This is a genomic window from Pseudomonas sp. 5.2, assembly GCF_059025405.1.
In genome coordinates this window covers 197,004-215,322 of sequence record NZ_JBYBHH010000008.1, presented here as the reverse complement: position 1 = coordinate 215,322, position 18,319 = coordinate 197,004, and the positions used below count along the sequence as shown (strand labels likewise).

Genomic DNA, 18,319 nt, shown 5'->3' with positions numbered 1-18,319 from the left:
GGAGATGCTTCGCAATGGCCATCAGCAAGCCTGAAATCGTCATCACGTATTGCACGCAGTGCCAGTGGCTGCTGCGCGCTGCCTGGCTGGCCCAAGAACTGCTCAGCACCTTTGCCGACGACCTTGGTCGGGTAGCGCTGGAGCCGGGTACCGGTGGCATCTTCCGCATCACCTGTGATGGCGTGCAGATTTGGGAGCGCAAGGCCGACGGTGGGTTCCCAGAGGCCAAGGTGCTCAAGCAGCGGGTGCGTGACCAGATCGACCCGCAGCGCGACCTAGGCCACAACGATCGCTGATCAGGCCCCTTCGGCCAGCGGCCGTGGCTTTACGGGTTGTTCGGCGGCCAGGCGGCTTGACAGCACGATGGCGAAAATGATTAGCGCGCCACCCAGCAGCATGCGCACGGTGGGCGTTTCGGCGAACACGGCCCAGGCCACCGCGATGCCGTAGACCGGCTCCATGCCGAACACCACGGCAGCCGTGCGCGCCTTGATCACAGCCAGGCTGGCGACAAACAGGCTGTGGGCCACGCCCGTGCAGAAGACGCCGAGCAGGGCGATCCACAACCAGTCCATCGGCGTCACCGCGCCCAGCCCGGGTGCTGCGAACGGCAACAGGCACAGGCTGACCACCAGGTTTTGCCACAGCGCTGCCTGCACGGCGGGCAAGCGGCCGGAGCCGGCGCGGTTGGTCAGCGACAGCAACGAGAACAACAGCCCCGACAGCAGCGCCCAGAGCAGGCCGCCAGTGGCCTCGCTGGCCAGGTCGAAGGCCGGTGTGACCAGCACCAGGCCGATGCTCACCAGCAGCACCAGCACGGCTTCGTTGCGGCGGATGCGTTCGCGGAACAGCAGGCCTTCGAGGATCACGGTAAAGGCTGGGAAGCTGGCGAAGCCCAGGGTGGCGATGGCCACGCCGCCCACCTTGACGGCGATGAAGAAGCTGACCCAGTGCCCCGCCAGCAGCACGCCGCCAAGCAGTAGGCGGCGCACATCCTGGCCACTGAGCCGGTGCCAGCCTTGGCGGGCAAAACTGGCGAACAGGGCCAGGGCCAGGACGGCAAAAACGGCGCGGCCGAAAACGATGATGGCCGGGCTGGCGCTGGCGGCCAGCTTGCCGAAGACGCCGGTAAGGCCGAAGAACAGCGCGCCAATGTGCAGGGCGCCTAGGGCTGTGCGGTGGTTCATGGTGGTCCTTGAGCAAGAGTATGTCAGTACTGGCCCTTTCGCGGGGCAAGCCCGCTCCCACAGGTTTTCTGGTGCCTTGGGGTTGGTTTGTACCTGTGGGAGCGGGCTTGCCCCGCGAAAGGGCCAGTGCAGGCACAGTGTAGGTCTTCAGGCAAACCCGTTCTGTCGCCCAACTAGCGTCCGTTATCGCCAGGCTCTCGCCGCAACGCCAAAGGCGTACAGCCAAACGCCCGCAACATCGCCGCCGAAAACGCACTTTGCGAGCTGTACCCCACCCGCGCCGCAATCTCCCCCATTGGCAGCACCGTCTGCTCCACCAGTTGTCGCGCCTTTAGCAAGCGCCGCTGGCGCATGTAGTCCATCGGCGTCATCGCGCATTCAGCAATAAAGCGTGCATGCAGGCGAGCAGTGGACAGCCCGGCCAGGCGCGCCAGGTCGGCGACCTGCAACGGGTAGGCAGCATGTTGCTCGATATGCGCATCGAACGCTGCATAAGGCAGGCGCTGGCTGGCCCTGATGCTGGCGGCTGCCGGCGGGGTAAGGCTGGCCAACAGCAGTGCCGCGCCTTGGCGGGCGATCAGCGGGTCGCTCATGGGGCTGGCCGCCAGCCAGTCCACCAACTGCTGCTGGCGAGCGTCCAGGCCCAAGGCCGCGGGGCGATCGAGCAGCCGGCGGCTGGCATCGGCATGCTCGCCCAGTTGCTCGCGCAACCAGTGCTCCCCAGGCACATCCAGCACCAGGCAGTCGCTGCCAGCACCGCTGGAGCAGGTGTGGTGCGCACCCGCCGGCACCACCATCAGTGCCTGACGATCTACCCGTGCACCGTGGCCCTGGACCTCGAATTCCAGGCGGCCGCTGAGGCCAAACACCAGTTGCGGGTGTTCGTGGCTGTGGGCGATCAGGCTGTCACGGTAGTGGCGCAGCGAGAGGATCGGGCCTGTGGTCATGGGGGGCGTCCTCGCAAGGCAGACGCGTATTGTGCCTCATTCACTGCAGGCCATCACCCGTCATGGTTTTGCCACAGCGCTGTCATCCGCGCCTGCCAGTCTCCAGCAAACTGCGCCGGAGCCCGCCCATGCCCCATGCTGAACTCTGCCGTCCCTCGCGCAAGCAACGTGTGCGCACCGTGTGGATTTCCGATGTGCACCTGGGCACCCGTGACTGCCAGGCCGAGCACCTGTCGCGGTTTCTCAAGGGCTACCAGGCCGACCGCATCTACCTGGTCGGCGATATCATCGATGGCTGGAAGCTGCGTGGCGGCATCTATTGGCCGCAAGCGCACACCAACGTCATCCGGCGCCTGTTGACCATGAGCAAGCGAGGCACCGAGGTCATTTATGTCACCGGCAACCATGACGAATTCCTGCGCCGTTATTCGAAGCTGATGCTGGGCAACATCCAGTTGGTGGATGAGGCCGAGCACCTGACGGCCGATGGCCGCCGCCTGCTGGTGATCCACGGCGACCAGTTCGATGTAATTACCCGCTACCACCGCTGGCTGGCGTTTCTAGGTGACCGCGCGTATGAGTTCACCCTGGTGCTCAACCGTTGGCTCAACCACTGGCGTGCCCGTTACGGCTATGGCTACTGGTCGCTGTCGGCTTACCTCAAGCACAAGGTGAAGGGCGCTGTGAGCTTCATCAGCGACTTCGAGGATGCCATTGCCCACGAGTGCACCCGCCGCGGGTTTCAGGGGGTGGTGTGCGGGCACATCCATCATGCCGAGATCCGCAAGGTGGGGGAGGTGGAGTACCTCAATTGCGGGGATTGGGTGGAGTCGTGCACGGCCTTGATCGAGCACTGGGATGGCAGCATCGAGCTGTATCGCCTGGCGGATGCGCAGGCGCGACATGCTGAAGGCCGCAAGGCGGCCCAGGCCAGTTAAAGGCTGATTTTGCCCAGCAAGATGTCACGGAACATGGCGAAATCACCGATCAGGCTGTAAAGCGGATAGGTAAACGTCGCCGGCCGGTTCTTCTCGAAGAAGAAATGCCCGACCCACGCAAAGCCATAGCCAAACAGCGGCACGGCCAGCAGCAGCAACCATTTACCGCTGCCGATGGTGTACGCCAACAAGGCAATCACCAGGCTTGTCCCGACAAAATGCAGGCGGCGGCAGGTGGGGTTGCTGTGCTCGCCCAGGTAGTAGGGGTAGAACTCGGCAAAACTGCGAAACTGCGCTGTGCTGTTCATGGCACTGCTCCGGGATTAATACTTCTGGATAAGATGCACGGCGTGGAGCCTGAATCGAGTCTAGAGTCATTGGCGGGGCCTACCAGTGACAATAGGCGCCAATTGAGTATCCTTGGGGTTCACCGCAGGAGCGGTCAGCATAAGAAGCCTGTCATGAGTGAAAGAACCACGTCAGCCAGCTGGGCATCAGGGATCGTCAAGGCACTCGAGCTGGAAGGGCTCGATTGCCCAGCCATGTTCAAGCAACTCGGGCTCGACTTCGCCGCCCTCGACGACCCCGACGCGCGTTTCCCTCAGGATTCCATGACCCGGCTCTGGCAGCTGGCGGTGGAACTGTCGGGCAACGAAGCCATCGGCCTGAACATGGCGCGGGTAGTGCGCCCGGCTTCGTTCCATGTGGTGGGCTATGCGTTGATGTCCAGCCGCACTTTGGCCGAAGGCTTCGAGCGGCTGGTGCGTTACCAGCGCATCATTGCCGAAAGCTCCGACTTGAGCTTCCGCCTTGGCCCTGAGGGCTATTCGCTGATTCTGACCGTGCATGGCGACCATCTGCCGCCGACCCGGCACAGCGCCGAAGCGTCGTTGGCGTGCGCGCTGTCGTTGTGCACCTGGCTCAGCGGGCGCGTCATCCAGCCGCGCCGGGTACTGGTGCAGGGGCCGCAGCCGAAGAACATCGAACCCTACAAGGTCGCCTTCCATTCACCGTTGGTGTTCGATGCACCGCACGATGCGCTGGTGTTCGAGCGTGCCGACATGGAAGCGCCACTGCCGACGGCCAACGAGGCCATGGCCATATTGCACGACCGTTTTGCCGGAGAGTACCTGGCGCGCTTCTCGGAAAGCCGGGTCACCCACCGGGTGCGCCAGGTGCTGTGCCGCATCCTGCCCCAGGGCGAGCCCAAGCGTGAAACCCTGGCCCAGGCCCTGCACCTGTCTCAGCGGACCTTGCAGCGGCGCCTGCAAGAGGAGGGCACCAGCTTCCAGACCTTGCTCGACGATACCCGCCGTGAGCTGGCCGAGCAGTACCTGGCCCAGCCCGGCATGACCCTGCTGGAAACCGCCTACCTGCTGGGTTTCGCCGACCCGAGCAATTTCTACCGGGCGTTCCGCCGCTGGTTCGATGCCACCCCCAGCGAATACCGCGCCCGCCTGGGCGCGGAGCCTGAAGGGGTCAGTGACGCCAGAACGCCGGCATGCACAACACTAGCACCGTGATGATCTCCAGCCGGCCGAGCAGCATGCCGCCGGCGAGGATCCACTTCGCGGCGTCCGGCAGCGTCGCATAGTTGCCGGCTGGGCCGATCACTTCGCCCAGCCCTGGGCCTACGCCCGACACGGTGCCGGCAGCACCGGTCAGCGCGGTCATCCAGTCCACGCCCAGCAGCGACAGCAGCAACGCCATCACGCAGATGGTGATCGCGAAAAAGAACGAGAACGTCAGGATCGAGCGCACGATTTCTTCGTCGAGGCGGTGCCCGTTGTACTTCTGCTTGATCACCGCGCGCGGGTGAATCAACTGATTAAGGCTGGCCTTGAGCAGGATGTAGGCGACCTGGAAGCGGAAGATCTTGATACCGCCTGCGGTCGAGCCGGAGCAGCCGCCGACGAAGCCCAGGTAGAAGAACAGCATCAGCGAGAAATTGCCCCACAGGCTGTAGTCGCCCAGGGCGAAGCCGGTTGTGGTGACCACCGAGGTCACGTTCAGCGCCACGTGGCGCAAGGCATCCAGCCAGTGCAGGTTGGTGGTGGCCCAATACCAGGTACCCAGCACGAGCCAGGTGACCACCAACATGCCGAGCAACCCCTGAACCTGCTGGTCGCGGATCAACGCCCGGCGGTTGCCGCGCAGAGTGGCCACATACAGGGTGAAGGGCAGGCTGCCGAGGATCATCACCACCACCGCGACCCAATGCACGGCAGGGATATCCCATTTCGCCAACGACTGGTCGGAGGTCGAGAAGCCCCCGGTGGAAATCGCCGACATGGCGTGGTTGATGGCATCGAACGGCCGCATGCCGGCCCACCAGAAGGCCAGCGCGCCGAGCACGGAGAAACCGACGTACACGCCGACGATCGACTTGGCGACCATGTGTGAACGCGGCATGACCTTTTCGGAGCGGTCCGAGGACTCGGTCTGGAACAGGCGCATGCCACCAATGCGCAGCAGCGGCAGGATCGCCACGGCCATGGCAATAAAGCCGATGCCGCCGAGCCAGTGCAGCATCGAGCGCCACATCAAGATCCCCGGCGACATGCTGTCCAGGCCGCTGAGCACCGTGGCGCCAGTCGCGGTGATGCCGGACATGCTCTCGAAGAAGGCGTCGGTGTAACTGATGTGTTGCGTCAACAGGAACGGCAAGGCCGCGAACACGCACACCACCAGCCAGCTGCTGACGGTCAACAGGTACATGTCGCGCGGGCGCAGGTGCACGTGCTCGGGCCGGCCCTGCACGACCATGAGCAGGCCGGCGATGAAGGTGATCAGGCTGGACCAGAGGAACGACGGCATGTCGCCAGTGCGCTCGAAGATCACCAGGGTCGCCATGGGCACGACCATGCTGACGGCCAGGGTGATCAGGAAGATGCCGATGATGAAACCAATGATCCTTAAGGTCGGCAACGCCATGTGATCTGCTCTGACTCTGAACGGAAGGGCGCCATTCTACCTATGGGTCTGGTGATGTAAACGCTAGAATGGCCGCACATTCACCAGCCAGGAGGGTAGCCGATGGAGGCTCTCGACGCATTGCTCAACCGTGTTTCCGTGCCACGTCTGACCGACCCCGCGCCAAATGATGCCCAGCGTGAGGCGTTGTTCCAGGCTGCATTGCGTGCACCGGACCACGGCCAGCTGCGCCCGTGGCGGTTCCTGACCATCGAAGGCCAGGGCCGTGAGAAGCTGGGCGAGCTGTTCGCCGAAGCGGTGCAGCACAAGGGCGATGCCAGCCAGGCAGCGCTGGACAAGGCACGTGCCATGCCGCTGCGTGCGCCGTTGCTGATCGTGGTGATCGCCAAGCTGCAGGATCATTTCAAGGTGCCCAAGTCCGAGCAGCGCCTGGCGGCCGGGTGTGCGGCCCACGGTATTCTGATCGCGGCGCATGCCCAGGGTGTCGGTGCGGTGTGGCGTACCGGTGACATGGCGTTCGATGCGCATGTGCACAAAGGGCTGGGGTTGGCCGAGCATGAGGAGTTGATCGGTTACCTGTATGTCGGCACGCCGGTGAACGAGCCGCGTACCGCGCCCGTGCTGGACACTGCTGATTTTGTCAGTGCCTGGGGCGAGTAAGCGCTGAGATTGTTGGGGCCGCTATCGCGTAACCCGTGTAGGAGCAGCCTTGTGCTGCGAATGGGGCGCAAAGCGGCCCCGCCCCAGGCTCAACCCACAACCTGTGCCACAGGCAACTCCAGCCGTGCCACAAATCCCCCTTGCGGATGGTTCGCCAGCACCAGGCTGCCGCCATGGCGCTCGGCCGCCTTGCGCGCAATCGCCAGGCCCAGTCCATGCCCAGCGGCTTGCTGCCCCGGGGCCCGGAAGAACGGCTCACCCAGCTGCGCCAGGTGCTCTGGCGCCACCCCTGGCCCATGGTCACGCACGCTCAACACAATGCGGCCCTGCTCACGGTCGGCGCTGACTTCGATCGGCTGCCCGACCGGGTTGAAGCGCAAGGCATTGCGCAGCAGGTTGTCGACGGCGCGCTCGATCAAGGTTGGCCAACCCTGCAAGGTCAGCCCAGGTTGCGCCTGCAGGCGGACCTCCTGCTCCGGCGCGCTGAGCAACGCATCCTTGCGCACACCGCCCAGCAAGGCGTTGAGGTCGACCGGCTCGGCATGCGCCTGCTCGGCATCGACACGGGCCAGGGCAAGGATTTCGCTGATCAGGTCTTCCAGCCGGTCGCATTCGCGGGTCAGGCGCGGCCACAGCGCCTGGCGCTGCTCGGGCTCGGCGCGTTCGGCCAAGGCCAGGGCGATACGCAGCCTCGCCAGCGGTGAGCGCAGTTCATGGGAGACGTCGCGCAGCAACTGGCGCTGGCTGCCGATGGTGCTCTGCAGGCGGGCACCCATCTTGTTGAAGTCGTTGGCCAAGACCCCGAACTCGTCGCGCCGGGCGGCCAGGCGCGCCAGGCTGTTCTGTTGGTAGCTGGTCTGGCCGAGGTCGTGCACTGCGCTGCGCAGGCGGCTCAAGGGGCGGGTGATGGACAAGGTCACCAACAGGCTGAACAAGGTCAGGACCACCAAGGCGATGCCCAATGCACTGAGTGGCCAGAGCAGGCTCTCGCGGTGCCACGCGTCCAGCTCGGGGTGCGGAATCCGGTAAATCAGCAGGTACGTCTCACCGCTGTAGGGGCTGGTGTATTCCTCGGTCAGGCGCCGCCATGGCAAGCGCCGCTCGTCATTGTGCTGGCGCGCCTCGAAGGCCGCCGCGCGGCGCGGGAAGGTGCCGGGCACCACAGCCTCGCCGCTGTCGTCGAGCACTTGTACATCGATCTTGAAGCGCTGCTTGCGGCGTTCGAGGAACTGCTGCGCCGAGGCCGTGCCTTCCTGTTCGTAGTGCTTGGCCCAGTGGCTGGCGAGGGTGTTGAGGCCCGGGTGGCGGCTGAGGATCCAGGCGTCCTGGTTGAGCATGTGGCCCAACAGGATCGACAGCCCGGCAACCAGGGTAATGGCCAGCCAGAAACTGGCCAGGATGCGCCAGAACAGTGAACGCAAGTGCACCTCCTGCAAACGGGAAAAGCCCGGCCCGCAGGGGTGCGGGCCGGGCGTCGGGCGGTTAGCTTACTGGGCCTTGGCGGCTTTTTCAGCTTTCCAGGCCTGGAACGCTTGCCATTCGGCTTTCTTCGCAGCCCGCTCTTTCTGCAGTTCGTCGAACTGCTTTTGTTGCTCAGGCTTGAGCAGGGCGCGGACCTGGTTGTCGGTCTTGTCGTGGCTGGCCTTGAGTTCATCCTGCATGGCCTTCTGGTCGGCGGCAGGCAGCTTGGACAGGTAGCGCTCAGTGATGTCGCGGCGTTGCTTCATCTGCTCGCCCATCAGCTTGCCGATCTGCTGACGCTGGTCGCGGCTCAGGTCCAGTTGGGCGAAAGGCGCATCACCGCGATGATGCGGGCCGTCGTGACGCGGGCCGCCTTCAGGCATGGCCATGGCCACGGTCGGCAGGGCGGCGGCGAACATCAGGGCGATAAGGGTCTTGCGCATGGTGTCTCTCCTTTCATAGGCCGGTGGTTACCGGATGAGCACAGTCTACGCAGCTCACCGTCAAGGGCGGTCAGGGGAGGGTAAAGGCTGGGTAAAGATGGTGGCTGAGATTTTGGGGCCGCTGCGCAGCCCATCGCCGGCAAGCCAGCTCCTACAGCGATAGCGCTGCCCTTGAACACTGCACTGCTCATGTGGGGCTTGCCGGCGATGGGCTGCGCAGCGGCCCCCAGCGATCTCACAAGCTGTAGTAATAGCCCCGGCTACGCAACGCAACGATGCGTGGGCGGCCATCGGCATGGGGCCCGATTTTCTTGCGCAGGTTGCTGACGTGCATGTCCAGGCTGCGGTCATACAGGGTCAGCTTGCGGCCAAGACCAATCTGCGCCAGTTCCTGCTTGTCCAGCGGTTCACCGGGCTGGCGCAGCAGGGCTTCGAGGATGCGGCTTTCGGACAGGGTCAGGGTCATCTCGCGGCCATCGATGCTGGCCACGCCCCGTGCCGGGCTGTAGATCAGGTCGCCGATCTCTACCTGGGTGGTGGCGGCGGCCGGGTGGCTGCGGCGCAACACGGCGCGCAGGCGGGCAGTGAGCTCGCGGGGGTCGCAGGGTTTGGCCAGGTAATCGTCGGCGCCCAGTTCGAGGCCAAGGATGCGGTCCAGCGGCTCGCCGCGCGCCGACAGCATCAGCACCGGCAGTTCGGCATGGTCATTGCGCAGTTGTTTGAGCAGCTCCAGGCCGCTGCCGTCAGGCAGCATCACATCCAGCACCACCGCCGCTGGCGCATGCGCGGCCAGGGCCTGACGTGCGCTCAGGCCATCGTGGCAGGCACGTACAGAAAAACCTTCCTGGGTCAGCCAGCTGCCGAGCAGCTCGCACAGCTCCTGGTCATCATCAATCAGTAACAGCTCACTCATGACTCACTCAACTCAACCATCGACGGCGTCATATTGGTCCGCCAGTGGCAAAGATACCGCAGACTGATGGCAAGTGTGTAACCAGCAGCACCGCGTGGCCTGCTTTCGCGGCCAAGCTCGCACCTGCAGGTTTGCGCAAAGCGCGAAGCTTGCGCTGTCCCTGTGGGAGCGGGCTTGCCCGCGAAAGCAGGCGACACGGCCTTGAATCAAGGCAGAACTTGCTTGAATGGCTTGACGATGACGCTGTCGTACACGCCCGCGGCAATGTACGGATCGGCATCGGCCCAGGCCTGTGCAGCGGCCAGGGAATCAAACTCAGCCACGATCAGGCTACCGCTGAAACCGGCTTCACCTGGGTCGTTGCTGTCGATGGCAGGGTGTGGGCCGGCCAGCACCACGCGGCCTTCGGCCTTGAGTTGCTGCAGGCGCTCGATGTGCGCAGGGCGGGCAGCCAGGCGCTTTTCCAGGGAGTTCGCGACGTCGCTGGCGATGATGGCGTAGAGCATGTCAATCCTTGGGTTTGGAGGTAGAAGGGTCGTCGTGCAGGTGACGCGACAGGTAGACACCTTGGGCAACCAGGAAGATCACAGTCATGCCCAGGCTGCCGAACACCTTGAAATCGACCCAGAAGGCCTGGAAGGTGAAGGCGACGAACAGGTTGGCCGCGCCGCAGACCAGGAAGAAGCAGATCCAGGCCAGGTTCAGGCGGGTCCAGATGGCGTCGGGCAGGGTCAGGGCGTGGCCCATGATGCGCTTGATCAGCACCCGGTCACCGATGAAGTGGCTGCCGGCGAACGCCAGGGCGAACAACCAGTTGACCACTGGCGCTTTCCATTTGAGGAAGGTTTCGCTGTGGAAGGTCAGGGTCAGGCCGCCGAATACCAGGCAGGCGACCAGGGTCAGCCATTGGCCTTTTTCCAGCTTGCGCTGGCGCAGGAACAGGGCACCGTACACCACCAGGGAACTGGCGATGAGCATGGCCGTGGCACTGTAGATACCGCCGAATTCGAAGCTGTGGCCGGCGACCTCCATGGGCCGCGGGTCGAGCTTGTAGACGATGAAGAACAGCAGCAACGGGATGAAATCGATGAATTGTTTCACAATGGCAGCCAGAATCGGGATGTGACGGCATAATAACAAACATCGATTCCAGCGGTAGCGCTCCTCCATGAATGTTGATCTGCACTGTCACAGCACGGCCTCCGACGGCGCCCTGTCGCCCACGGTCCTGGTCGCCCGGGCCCATGAGCACGGGGTGCAAACGCTGGCACTGACCGACCATGACACCCTCGAAGGGCTCGTCGAAGCACGCCAGGCCTGCCACGCGCACGGCATGCACTGGGTCAGCGGGGTAGAGCTGTCGTGCACCTGGGGCGGGGCAACCATCCATGTGCTGGGCTATGACTTCCCGCTCGACGCACCGCCCTTGCTCGACGCCATCGAGGCGTTGCACCGTGGCCGCTGGCTGCGCGCCGAGGAAATCGACAAACGGCTGGCGGCCAAGGGCATGCCGGGTGCGCTCGACGGTGCCAGGGCGGTGCAACAAGAACTCGGCGACAGCGGCAACGCCCCAGCGCGCCCGCACTTTGCCGAGTTTCTGGTCCGCGCAGGGCACGTCAAGGACCGCGGCGAGGCCTTCCGCAAGTGGCTGGGCGCCGGCAAGCTCGGCGACGTCAAGCAGCATTGGCCGACCCTGGACGAAACCGTTGCGACCCTTCGCCAGTCCAACGCTTGGGTGAGCCTGGCCCATCCGATGCATTACGATCTGACCCGCAGCAAGCGCAGACGGCTGATTGCCGACTATATTCAGGCAGGCGGGCAAGCGCTTGAGGTGGTCAACGGGATGATGCCAGCCGAGCAGGTGGGCACGATGTCCATCCTCACCCGTGAGTTCGGCCTGCTGGCAAGCGCTGGCAGTGACTTCCACGGCCCCGGCACCTGGGGAGAGATCGGTGCCTACCGGCCTTTGCCCGAGGACCTGCCACCTCTGTGGCGCCGATTCAGCCATGAACAGCCTATGGCGGTATGAACAGGACGACTATGTGAGCCAATTTTTCCAGATACATGCGGAGAACCCGCAAGCGCGCCTGATCAAACAGGCCGTCGAAATCATTCGCAAGGGCGGTGTGGTGGTCTACCCCACCGACTCGGCCTATGCACTGGGCTGCCAGATCGGTGACAAGAACGCCATCGAACGGGTCCGCCGCCTGCGCCAGTTGGACAAGCAACACAATTTCACCCTGTTGTGCTGCGACCTGTCGCAAATGGGCCTGTTTGCCAAGATCGATACCTCCACGTTCCGTCTGCTCAAAGCGCACATTCCGGGGCCCTATACCTTTATCCTCAATGCCACCCGGGAAGTGCCGCGGCTCTTGATGCACGAGAAGCGCCGCACCATCGGCCTGCGCGTGCCCTCCAATCCCATCGTCCTGGCGCTGCTCGAGGAGTTGGGCGAGCCGTTGATGAGTGTGAGCCTGATCTTGCCGGGCGACGAAGAACCCATGACGGACCCCTACGAGATCCGCCAACGCCTGGAACACCATGTCGACCTGATCATCGATGGCGGCTTCGGGGACCTCAAGGCGTCCACGGTGATCGACCTGACGGGCGATGAGCCTGCATTGATCCGCGAAGGCTGCGGCGACCCGACCCCGTTCCTGGTCAACGCGTGAGCCAGGTGGAAGCGCCCGAGGCGCCGGCCGAGGAGGTCGAGTCGCCTCAACAGTTGCAACTGGCCCTGGTCTACGGCGAAGCCCTGACCGAGATGCCGGTGGACTTGTACATCCCACCGGACGCCCTGGAAGTCATTCTTGAAGCGTTCGAAGGGCCGCTGGACTTACTGCTTTACCTGATCCGCAAACAGAACATCGACATCCTCGACATCCCCGTGGCAGAGATCACCCGCCAGTACATGGGGTATGTCGAGCTGATGAAAAGCGTGCGCCTGGAACTGGCTGCCGAATACCTGGTCATGGCTGCCATGCTGGCCGAGATCAAATCGCGCATGCTGTTGCCGCGTTCCATCGAGGTCGAGGAAGAAGAGGGCGACCCGCGCGCCGAGCTGATCCGCCGCTTGCAGGAATACGAGCGCTTCAAGGCGGCGGCTGAAGGTATCGACGGGTTGCCACGGGTGGGCCGCGACATTGTCGTGCCACGCCTGGAGGCCCCCCAGGCCAAGGTGCGCAAGCTGCTGCCACAGGTCAGCCTGGAGGAGCTGCTGGTCTCGATGGCCGACGTCATGCGCCGCAATGACCTGTTCGAAAGCCACCAGATCACCCGCGAGACGCTGTCGACCCGCGAGCGCATGACCCAGGTGCTCGACCGCCTCAAGGGCGGCGCTTTCGTGCCCTTTGTCGAGCTGTTTACGGCAGAAGAGGGCAAGCTGGGGGTGGTGGTGACGTTCATGGCGATTCTTGAGCTGGTGAAGGAATCGCTGATCGAACTGGTGCAGAATGAGGCTTTCGCCGCGATCCACGTGCGGCTTCGCGCCGAGTTTGTTGAAGAACCTGATGAACCTGAATGAACCCCGCGACCTGGCGTCGCTGATCGAAGCCTTTCTGCTTGCCTCGGGCAAACCGCAGTCCCTTGAGCGCCTGTACGAGTTGTTCGAAGAGGCGGAGCGCCCGGAGCCCAAGGTGTTCAAGAAGGCCCTGGAAGTACTTGGCAAGTCATGCAACGGCCGCGCTTTCGAACTCAAGGAAGTGGCCACCGGTTATCGCCTGCAGATCCGCGAAGACTTTGCCCCTTGGGTCGGGCGCCTGTGGGAGGAGCGGCCGCAGCGCTATTCCCGTGCGCTGCTCGAGACCATGGCGCTGATCGCTTACCGCCAGCCCATCACCCGTGGCGAAATCGAAGACGTGCGCGGTGTGGCGGTGAACAGCAACATCATCAAGACCCTGATGGAGCGCGAGTGGATCCGCATCGTCGGCTACCGCGAAGTGCCGGGCCGGCCGGCGATGTTCGCTACCACCAAGGCCTTTCTCGACCACTTCAACCTCAAGAGCCTCGAGGAACTGCCGGCGTTGGCCGAGTTGCGCGAGATGGAGCCCGAACCCTTGCTCGACCCCGACGAGGCGCCGGTGCCTGCACACCTTCAGGCGTTGGCCGATGCAAGCCTTGGGGATGAGGCTGAAGCCGAGGCGCCGAAGGATGAGACCAGCTTCCGCAGCTTGCTGGTGGAGCTGGATGCGATGGAAGAAGGGTTGAAGACCGACTTCGATGATTTGCGTGAGCAGGACGTGGTTGAGCCTGAGCCTTCGGTTGAGGGTGAAGACCCGGTACAGCCCTGAGCCCTCTACAACCAGTGCCGGCCTCTTCGCGGGCAAGCCCGCTCCCACAGGTAAGTAGCAAGCTTCAGGCATTCTGTGTGGGAGCGGGTTTACCCGCGAAGAGGCCGGTACAGCCCACTAAAGAACCACTGGGCTGAAAATCACCGCCCCCCCCCCCACAAAACCCACTACGCTCCAGTGCGTTCCCGACACGAACCGCGTATGATGCGCGGCCCTTTGGCGCGTTCGTCGCCAAGACCCCTTTTTCATTCCTACACCGGGAGGTGCCCAGATGAGTGAGCAAGACCTGCAAAATACCGAAATTACCCCTCCATCCGGCGAAAAGCTGCAGAAAGTATTGGCGCGCATCGGCGTCGGTTCGCGCCGTGACGTCGAGGCCTGGATCAGCCAGGGCCGGATCAAGGTCAATGGCGTTGCCGCCACCCTCGGCCAGCGCGTCGACCTGCACGATGCCATCGCTGTCGACGGCAAGCTGATCAAGCGCGAGGAAGCCGCCGAGGCCACCCGCCGCGTGATCATGTACAACAAGCCCGACGGCGAAATCTGCACCCGTGACGACCCGGAAGGCCGCCCGACGGTGTTCGACCGCCTGCCACGCCCGAAAGAAGGGCGCTGGATCAACATCGGCCGCCTGGACATCAACACCACCGGCCTGTTGCTGTTCACCACCGACGGTGAATTGGCCAACCGCCTGATGCACCCGTCCTACGAGATGGACCGTGAATACGCGGTGCGTGTACGGGGTGAGGTCGACGACGAGATGATCGAGCGCCTGAAGGCGGGCGTGATGCTCGAAGACGGCCCGGCCAAGTTCACCGACATCCAGAAGGCCCCGGGCGGCGAAGGCTTCAACCATTGGTACCACTGCGTGGTGATGGAAGGCCGTAACCGCGAAGTGCGTCGTCTGTGGGAGTCCCAGGGCATGGTGGTCAGCCGCCTGAAGCGCGTGCGTTTCGGCCCGGTGTTCCTCAACTCCGACTTGCCGATGGGCCGCTGGCGCGAAATGACCCAGGGCGAAATCGACATCCTGGCCGCCGAAGTGGGCCTGCAGCCGGTTGCGCTGCCGACCTTGAACCTCAAGGCCAAGGACAAGATGGAGCGCATGCAGCGCAAGTCGAGCCGTCCGATGGGGCGTGGCGAGCGCGTGCGTAACCTGCGCCCGGCCAGCGATGCGACGGCTGGCGAGCGTCCAGCGCGTCAGCCGCGTGACACCGCCGCCGAGCGCCCAGCGCGCCCGTCGCGTGATGAAGCGCCACGCAAAGGCAACCGTGGCAGCACGGTGGCCGAGCGCCCGAGCGAGATGCGCAAGCGTACCGGCAAGCCAGAGGGCGACAAGCCGGCAGGCCGTGGCCGCGGCAAGCCGCGCGGTTGATCCGCAGCGTGAGATAAAAAACCAGCCTTCGGGCTGGTTTTTTTTCGCCTCCACCCAACCCGAATGAAGCGCGGACCTGGGGCGTGAAGCGGCCCCAACTCATTGATCAATCACCCTTTTTCTGACGAGTGGAAAGCTGGCAAACCACCGTGTAACGTTTTTTATACAAAATCATCCCTTTCTGGCCATCGAATGCGTATTTTCCTAGACCTGTAAACAGAACTTGCCGCGCCCACGTCGCCAGCACACCCCGTCTACCCTGCCTACCTATTGCCCAAACCCCCGCCGCACGCTGATATAGCAGGCATTGCCGTGTGCAAGAGCTCGCCCACAGAGGCGTGCTGACAAAACAACAAATGGAGGCGCCATGTACGCCGATCACTCCGCCTTTCAAGGCTCACACCACAGGATCGCTGCGTTTTTTCCCAAGGAAATGACGCAACGCGTTGACGCCTGCGCGCTTGCAGGGGTATACAGTGCGCCGCGTTTTACCTGTGACCCTCTTGCGTACCGCGCACTCTTGATCACACCCGGCTGAACCGCCTCGGCGGCGCCCGCGTTCAAGAAACCCAAGGTAACCACCTTGCCCATTCCGCTGCGCCACGAGCGCGGTGGGTCCGATTTCGTCACAGATAAAAACAATGCAGGTGACTTCGTTCATGAGTGGACAAAACATGCATTCAGGCGAGCTAAAGCGGGGCCTGAAGAACCGCCACATCCAGTTGATCGCTCTCGGTGGTGCGATTGGTACGGGTCTGTTCCTCGGCTCGGCAGGCGTGATGAAATCCGCCGGCCCGTCGATGATCCTTGGCTACGCCATCTGCGGCTTCATCGCCTTCATGATCATGCGCCAGTTGGGCGAGATGATCGTCGAAGAGCCGGTGGCCGGTTCGTTCAGCCACTTTGCCCACAAATACTGGGGCGGTTTCGCAGGCTTCATGTCGGGCTGGAACTGCTGGGTGCTGTACATCCTGGTGGGCATGTCGGAACTGACGGCGGTCGGCAAGTACATCCACTACTGGTGGCCAGAGATCCCGACCTGGGTCACGGCGGCGGGCTTCTTCCTGCTGATCAACTTCATCAACCTGATGAACGTGAAAGTATTCGGTGAGGCCGAGTTCTGGTTCGCGATCATCAAGGTCGTGGCCATCGTCGGCATGATCGGCCTGGGTGCCTACCTGCTGACCAGCGGCAGCGGTGGCCCGGACGCGTCGGTGACCAACCTGTGGGCACACGGTGGGTTCTTCCCGCATGGTGTCAGCGGCCTGGTCATGGCCCTGGCGTTCATCATGTTCTCCTTCGGTGGCCTGGAGATGCTCGGTTTTACCGCAGCCGAGGCCGACAAACCGAAAACCGTGATCCCCAAGGCTATCAACCAGGTCATCTACCGCATCCTGATCTTCTACATCGGCGCGTTGGTCGTGCTGTTGTCGCTGACCCCATGGGACAACCTGGTCGCCAGCATCGACGCGTCCGGCGGCAGCTACGGCAGCAGCCCGTTCGTGCAGGTGTTCTCCCTGCTGGGCAGCGATGTGGCCGCCCACCTGCTGAACTTCGTGGTCCTGACCGCAGCATTGTCGGTGTACAACAGCGGCACCTACTGCAACGCCCGCATGCTGCTGGGCATGGCCGAGCAGGGTGATGCCCCGGCGGCCCTGGCCAAGGTCGACAAGCGCGGTGTGCCGGTGCGTTCGATCCTGGTCTCGGCGGCGGTGACCCTGATTGCCGTGCTGCTCAACTACTTCATCCCGCAGAATGCGCTGGAGTTGCTGATGTCGCTGGTCGTGGCGACCCTGGTGATCAACTGGGCGATGATCAGCTACTCGCACCTGAAGTTCCGCCAGCACCTGAACCGCACCGGCCAGAAGCCGCTGTTCAAGGCGCTGTGGTACCCCTACGGCAACTACATCTGCCTGGCTTTCGTGGTGCTGATCCTGGGCATCATGCTGCAGATCCCGGGTATCCAGATCTCGGTGTATGCGATCCCGGTGTGGGTGGTGGTGATGTTCCTCTTCTACCTCATCAAGCCTAAGCGTGACGCACAGGCTAACGGGGCTGCCGGTACTGTGGCCAAGTAATCGCCATAGGCGGCAAGAAAAACCCGATGCCAGGTGACTGGCATCGGGTTTTTTGGGTTATGCGCCCCTTGTAGGAGCAGCCTTGTGCTGCGAAGAGGCCAGTGCAACCAGCACAAAACTCAGATCTGCTCCAGCAACCAGCTGCGAAACGCCCGCAACGACGGCAGCGCTTCGTTGCGTGGCGGATAGATCAGGTAATAGCTGCGTTGGCTGGCAAACGCCTCGCCGGGGCTGAACAGCTCGCCCTTGGCCAGTTCCTCTTCCACCAGTATCCGCGGCACCAGGCCGATGCCGATGCCGGCCCGTACCGCTTGGATCAAATGCGACGTCAGCTCGAAGCTCGGCCCCAGGCGCATCGCCCGGTGCGGCAGGCTGTGGTGCGAGAACCACTCGCCCCAGGCATGCGGGTTGTTGGCGACGTTTAGCAGCACTTCTTCGCTAACCCGGGCAGGGCTCCAGCCATGCGCGTCGGCGCCGGCCTCTGGCGGCAGAATCACCAGCAGTTCTTCGGCGTGCAGGCGGTGGCAGATCAGCCCCGGCAGGTCGTGGCTCGCCACGCCGATTGCCGCATCGATCTCGCTGGTGTCGAAGTTGATCGCTTCGATCCGTGAATGGATATGCACCAGCATGCCCGGGTGGGCGCTGTAGAACGCATGCAGCCGCGGCAGCAGCCATTTCGAGCCGAAGGTGGGCAGGGTGGCCAGGCGCAACGTGCCGACACCCGACTGGTAGGCCAGCGCCTGCAAGGTGGCGCTGCGGATGCGCCCCAAGGCTTCGCTCAGCTCGCGCTGGTACAGCCGGCCGACGTCGGTCAGCTGCACCTGGCGCCCTTCACGGCGGAACAGCGTCAGCCCCAATTGCTGCTCCAGTGCCTGCACCTGGCGGCTGACAGCGCTTTGGGTCAACGACAGTTCGGCGGCGGCGCGGGTATAGCTTTCATGCCGGGCGGCAGCCTCGAACGCCAGCAGCAGCGACATGGACGGTGTCAGGTGGCGGTAATTCATTCATAAAAGTCATCGATAGCGGCAGGATTATCCGTTTGCCCTTGGCGCGAAACTACAGGAACATTGGCCTATTCGTCATCTGGTGTGAAACAA

General features: G+C 63.6%; 20 protein-coding genes. 10 read left to right on the top strand and 10 right to left on the bottom strand.

Annotation, left to right across the window (positions count from 1 at the left end; genetic code table 11):
* Positions 1 to 14: 14 nt before the first annotated feature.
* Entirely contained in the window at positions 15 to 296 is a 282-nt protein-coding gene (locus tag AC5PZ0_RS14890) for an Rdx family protein (RefSeq protein ID WP_027593117.1), read from the top strand.
* On the opposite strand, the gene AC5PZ0_RS14885 is transcribed toward AC5PZ0_RS14890, so the two are convergent.
* Positions 297 to 1,187: a DMT family transporter gene (locus AC5PZ0_RS14885; RefSeq protein ID WP_027593116.1), complete on the bottom strand. Its 891-nt coding sequence runs from the start codon at positions 1,185 to 1,187 to the stop codon at positions 297 to 299.
* Between the two features lie 173 nt (positions 1,188 to 1,360).
* Positions 1,361 to 2,134 (bottom strand): helix-turn-helix domain-containing protein, encoded by a 774-nt coding sequence (locus AC5PZ0_RS14880; protein WP_493855259.1) that lies wholly within the window; start codon positions 2,132 to 2,134, stop codon positions 1,361 to 1,363.
* A 128-nt stretch (positions 2,135 to 2,262) separates the two neighbouring features.
* On the opposite strand from AC5PZ0_RS14880, the gene AC5PZ0_RS14875 reads away from it, so the two are divergent.
* Complete coding sequence (locus AC5PZ0_RS14875; protein WP_493855258.1) at positions 2,263 to 3,072, top strand: UDP-2,3-diacylglucosamine diphosphatase; 810 nt, start codon at positions 2,263 to 2,265, stop codon at positions 3,070 to 3,072.
* Here AC5PZ0_RS14875 and AC5PZ0_RS14870 read toward each other — a convergent pair.
* Positions 3,069 to 3,380 (bottom strand): Mpo1-like protein, encoded by a 312-nt coding sequence (locus AC5PZ0_RS14870; RefSeq protein ID WP_027593113.1) that lies wholly within the window; start codon positions 3,378 to 3,380, stop codon positions 3,069 to 3,071. The genes AC5PZ0_RS14875 and AC5PZ0_RS14870 overlap by 4 nt on opposite strands.
* A gap of 153 nt (positions 3,381 to 3,533) precedes the next feature.
* Here AC5PZ0_RS14870 and AC5PZ0_RS14865 point away from each other — a divergent pair, with 153 nt between their 5' ends.
* Complete coding sequence (locus AC5PZ0_RS14865) at positions 3,534 to 4,595, top strand: AraC family transcriptional regulator (RefSeq protein ID WP_027593112.1); 1,062 nt, start codon at positions 3,534 to 3,536, stop codon at positions 4,593 to 4,595.
* On the opposite strand, the gene AC5PZ0_RS14860 is transcribed toward AC5PZ0_RS14865, so the two are convergent.
* A complete protein-coding gene (locus tag AC5PZ0_RS14860; RefSeq protein WP_238215485.1) occupies positions 4,552 to 6,006 on the bottom strand; it encodes a TrkH family potassium uptake protein in 1,455 nt (484 codons plus the stop codon). The two genes, AC5PZ0_RS14865 and AC5PZ0_RS14860, sit on opposite strands and share 44 nt — an antisense overlap.
* Before the next feature lie 102 nt (positions 6,007 to 6,108).
* Between AC5PZ0_RS14860 and AC5PZ0_RS14855 the strand changes: the two genes are divergently transcribed.
* Positions 6,109 to 6,666, top strand: coding sequence for an NAD(P)H nitroreductase (locus AC5PZ0_RS14855; protein WP_027593110.1), 558 nt, complete (start codon positions 6,109 to 6,111; stop codon positions 6,664 to 6,666).
* Between the two features lie 89 nt (positions 6,667 to 6,755).
* On the opposite strand, the gene AC5PZ0_RS14850 is transcribed toward AC5PZ0_RS14855, so the two are convergent.
* The 5 genes from AC5PZ0_RS14850 to AC5PZ0_RS14830 all read right to left on the bottom strand — a co-directional run bounded on the left by AC5PZ0_RS14850 (position 6,756) and on the right by AC5PZ0_RS14830 (position 10,584).
* Positions 6,756 to 8,093 (bottom strand): sensor histidine kinase, encoded by a 1,338-nt coding sequence (locus tag AC5PZ0_RS14850; protein WP_493855257.1) that lies wholly within the window; start codon positions 8,091 to 8,093, stop codon positions 6,756 to 6,758.
* Between the two features lie 60 nt (positions 8,094 to 8,153).
* Entirely contained in the window at positions 8,154 to 8,570 is a 417-nt protein-coding gene (locus AC5PZ0_RS14845; protein ID WP_493855256.1) for a Spy/CpxP family protein refolding chaperone, read from the bottom strand.
* A 235-nt stretch (positions 8,571 to 8,805) separates the two neighbouring features.
* Positions 8,806 to 9,483 (bottom strand): response regulator, encoded by a 678-nt coding sequence (locus tag AC5PZ0_RS14840; RefSeq protein ID WP_493855255.1) that lies wholly within the window; start codon positions 9,481 to 9,483, stop codon positions 8,806 to 8,808.
* Positions 9,484 to 9,689: 206 nt separating this feature from the next.
* Entirely contained in the window at positions 9,690 to 9,989 is a 300-nt protein-coding gene (locus AC5PZ0_RS14835) for a YciI family protein (protein WP_027593106.1), read from the bottom strand.
* A 1-nt stretch (position 9,990) separates the two neighbouring features.
* Positions 9,991 to 10,584, bottom strand: coding sequence for a septation protein A (locus AC5PZ0_RS14830; RefSeq protein WP_027593105.1), 594 nt, complete (start codon positions 10,582 to 10,584; stop codon positions 9,991 to 9,993).
* Between the two features lie 67 nt (positions 10,585 to 10,651).
* Between AC5PZ0_RS14830 and AC5PZ0_RS14825 the strand changes: the two genes are divergently transcribed.
* From AC5PZ0_RS14825 to AC5PZ0_RS14800, 6 genes are all read left to right on the top strand, one after another.
* Positions 10,652 to 11,512 carry a PHP domain-containing protein gene (locus tag AC5PZ0_RS14825; RefSeq protein ID WP_099430134.1) on the top strand — a complete coding sequence of 287 codons (861 nt, stop codon included), beginning with the start codon at positions 10,652 to 10,654 and terminating at the stop codon, positions 11,510 to 11,512.
* 13 nt (positions 11,513 to 11,525) lie between these two features.
* Entirely contained in the window at positions 11,526 to 12,155 is a 630-nt protein-coding gene (locus tag AC5PZ0_RS14820; protein WP_033694002.1) for an L-threonylcarbamoyladenylate synthase, read from the top strand.
* Complete coding sequence (locus tag AC5PZ0_RS14815; RefSeq protein ID WP_493855254.1) at positions 12,152 to 13,006, top strand: segregation and condensation protein A; 855 nt, start codon at positions 12,152 to 12,154, stop codon at positions 13,004 to 13,006. Before AC5PZ0_RS14820 ends, AC5PZ0_RS14815 begins: the two co-directional genes overlap by 4 nt.
* A complete protein-coding gene (scpB, locus tag AC5PZ0_RS14810; protein ID WP_099430132.1) occupies positions 12,993 to 13,772 on the top strand; it encodes an SMC-Scp complex subunit ScpB in 780 nt (259 codons plus the stop codon). Before AC5PZ0_RS14815 ends, scpB begins: the two co-directional genes overlap by 14 nt.
* 271 nt (positions 13,773 to 14,043) lie before the next feature.
* Positions 14,044 to 15,144 carry a 23S rRNA pseudouridine(2605) synthase RluB gene (rluB, locus tag AC5PZ0_RS14805; protein WP_027593100.1) on the top strand — a complete coding sequence of 367 codons (1,101 nt, stop codon included), beginning with the start codon at positions 14,044 to 14,046 and terminating at the stop codon, positions 15,142 to 15,144.
* Between the two features lie 659 nt (positions 15,145 to 15,803).
* Positions 15,804 to 17,222, top strand: a complete 1,419-nt coding sequence (locus tag AC5PZ0_RS14800) for an amino acid permease (RefSeq protein ID WP_172960378.1) — start codon at positions 15,804 to 15,806, stop codon at positions 17,220 to 17,222.
* Positions 17,223 to 17,341: 119 nt separating this feature from the next.
* Here the strand turns inward: AC5PZ0_RS14800 and AC5PZ0_RS14795 are convergent, their stop codons facing one another.
* Entirely contained in the window at positions 17,342 to 18,226 is an 885-nt protein-coding gene (locus AC5PZ0_RS14795; RefSeq protein ID WP_027593098.1) for a LysR substrate-binding domain-containing protein, read from the bottom strand.
* Between the last annotated feature and the right edge of the window lie 93 nt (positions 18,227 to 18,319).

Coding starts and splice junctions, on each gene's coding strand:
- AC5PZ0_RS14880 (WP_493855259.1), bottom strand. CDS start 2,134: ATGACCACAGGCCCGATCCTCTCGCTGCGCCACTACCGTGACAGCCTG.
- AC5PZ0_RS14825 (WP_099430134.1), top strand. CDS start 10,652: ATGAATGTTGATCTGCACTGTCACAGCACGGCCTCCGACGGCGCCCTG.
- AC5PZ0_RS14860 (WP_238215485.1), bottom strand. CDS start 6,006: ATGGCGTTGCCGACCTTAAGGATCATTGGTTTCATCATCGGCATCTTC.
- AC5PZ0_RS14835 (WP_027593106.1), bottom strand. CDS start 9,989: ATGCTCTACGCCATCATCGCCAGCGACGTCGCGAACTCCCTGGAAAAG.
- AC5PZ0_RS14885 (WP_027593116.1), bottom strand. CDS start 1,187: ATGAACCACCGCACAGCCCTAGGCGCCCTGCACATTGGCGCGCTGTTC.
- AC5PZ0_RS14840 (WP_493855255.1), bottom strand. CDS start 9,483: ATGAGTGAGCTGTTACTGATTGATGATGACCAGGAGCTGTGCGAGCTG.
- AC5PZ0_RS14870 (WP_027593113.1), bottom strand. CDS start 3,380: ATGAACAGCACAGCGCAGTTTCGCAGTTTTGCCGAGTTCTACCCCTAC.
- AC5PZ0_RS14845 (WP_493855256.1), bottom strand. CDS start 8,570: ATGCGCAAGACCCTTATCGCCCTGATGTTCGCCGCCGCCCTGCCGACC.
- scpB (WP_099430132.1), top strand. CDS start 12,993: ATGAACCTGAATGAACCCCGCGACCTGGCGTCGCTGATCGAAGCCTTT.
- AC5PZ0_RS14875 (WP_493855258.1), top strand. CDS start 2,263: ATGCCCCATGCTGAACTCTGCCGTCCCTCGCGCAAGCAACGTGTGCGC.
- AC5PZ0_RS14855 (WP_027593110.1), top strand. CDS start 6,109: ATGGAGGCTCTCGACGCATTGCTCAACCGTGTTTCCGTGCCACGTCTG.
- AC5PZ0_RS14865 (WP_027593112.1), top strand. CDS start 3,534: ATGAGTGAAAGAACCACGTCAGCCAGCTGGGCATCAGGGATCGTCAAG.
- AC5PZ0_RS14800 (WP_172960378.1), top strand. CDS start 15,804: ATGAGTGGACAAAACATGCATTCAGGCGAGCTAAAGCGGGGCCTGAAG.
- AC5PZ0_RS14795 (WP_027593098.1), bottom strand. CDS start 18,226: ATGAATTACCGCCACCTGACACCGTCCATGTCGCTGCTGCTGGCGTTC.
- AC5PZ0_RS14890 (WP_027593117.1), top strand. CDS start 15: ATGGCCATCAGCAAGCCTGAAATCGTCATCACGTATTGCACGCAGTGC.
- rluB (WP_027593100.1), top strand. CDS start 14,044: ATGAGTGAGCAAGACCTGCAAAATACCGAAATTACCCCTCCATCCGGC.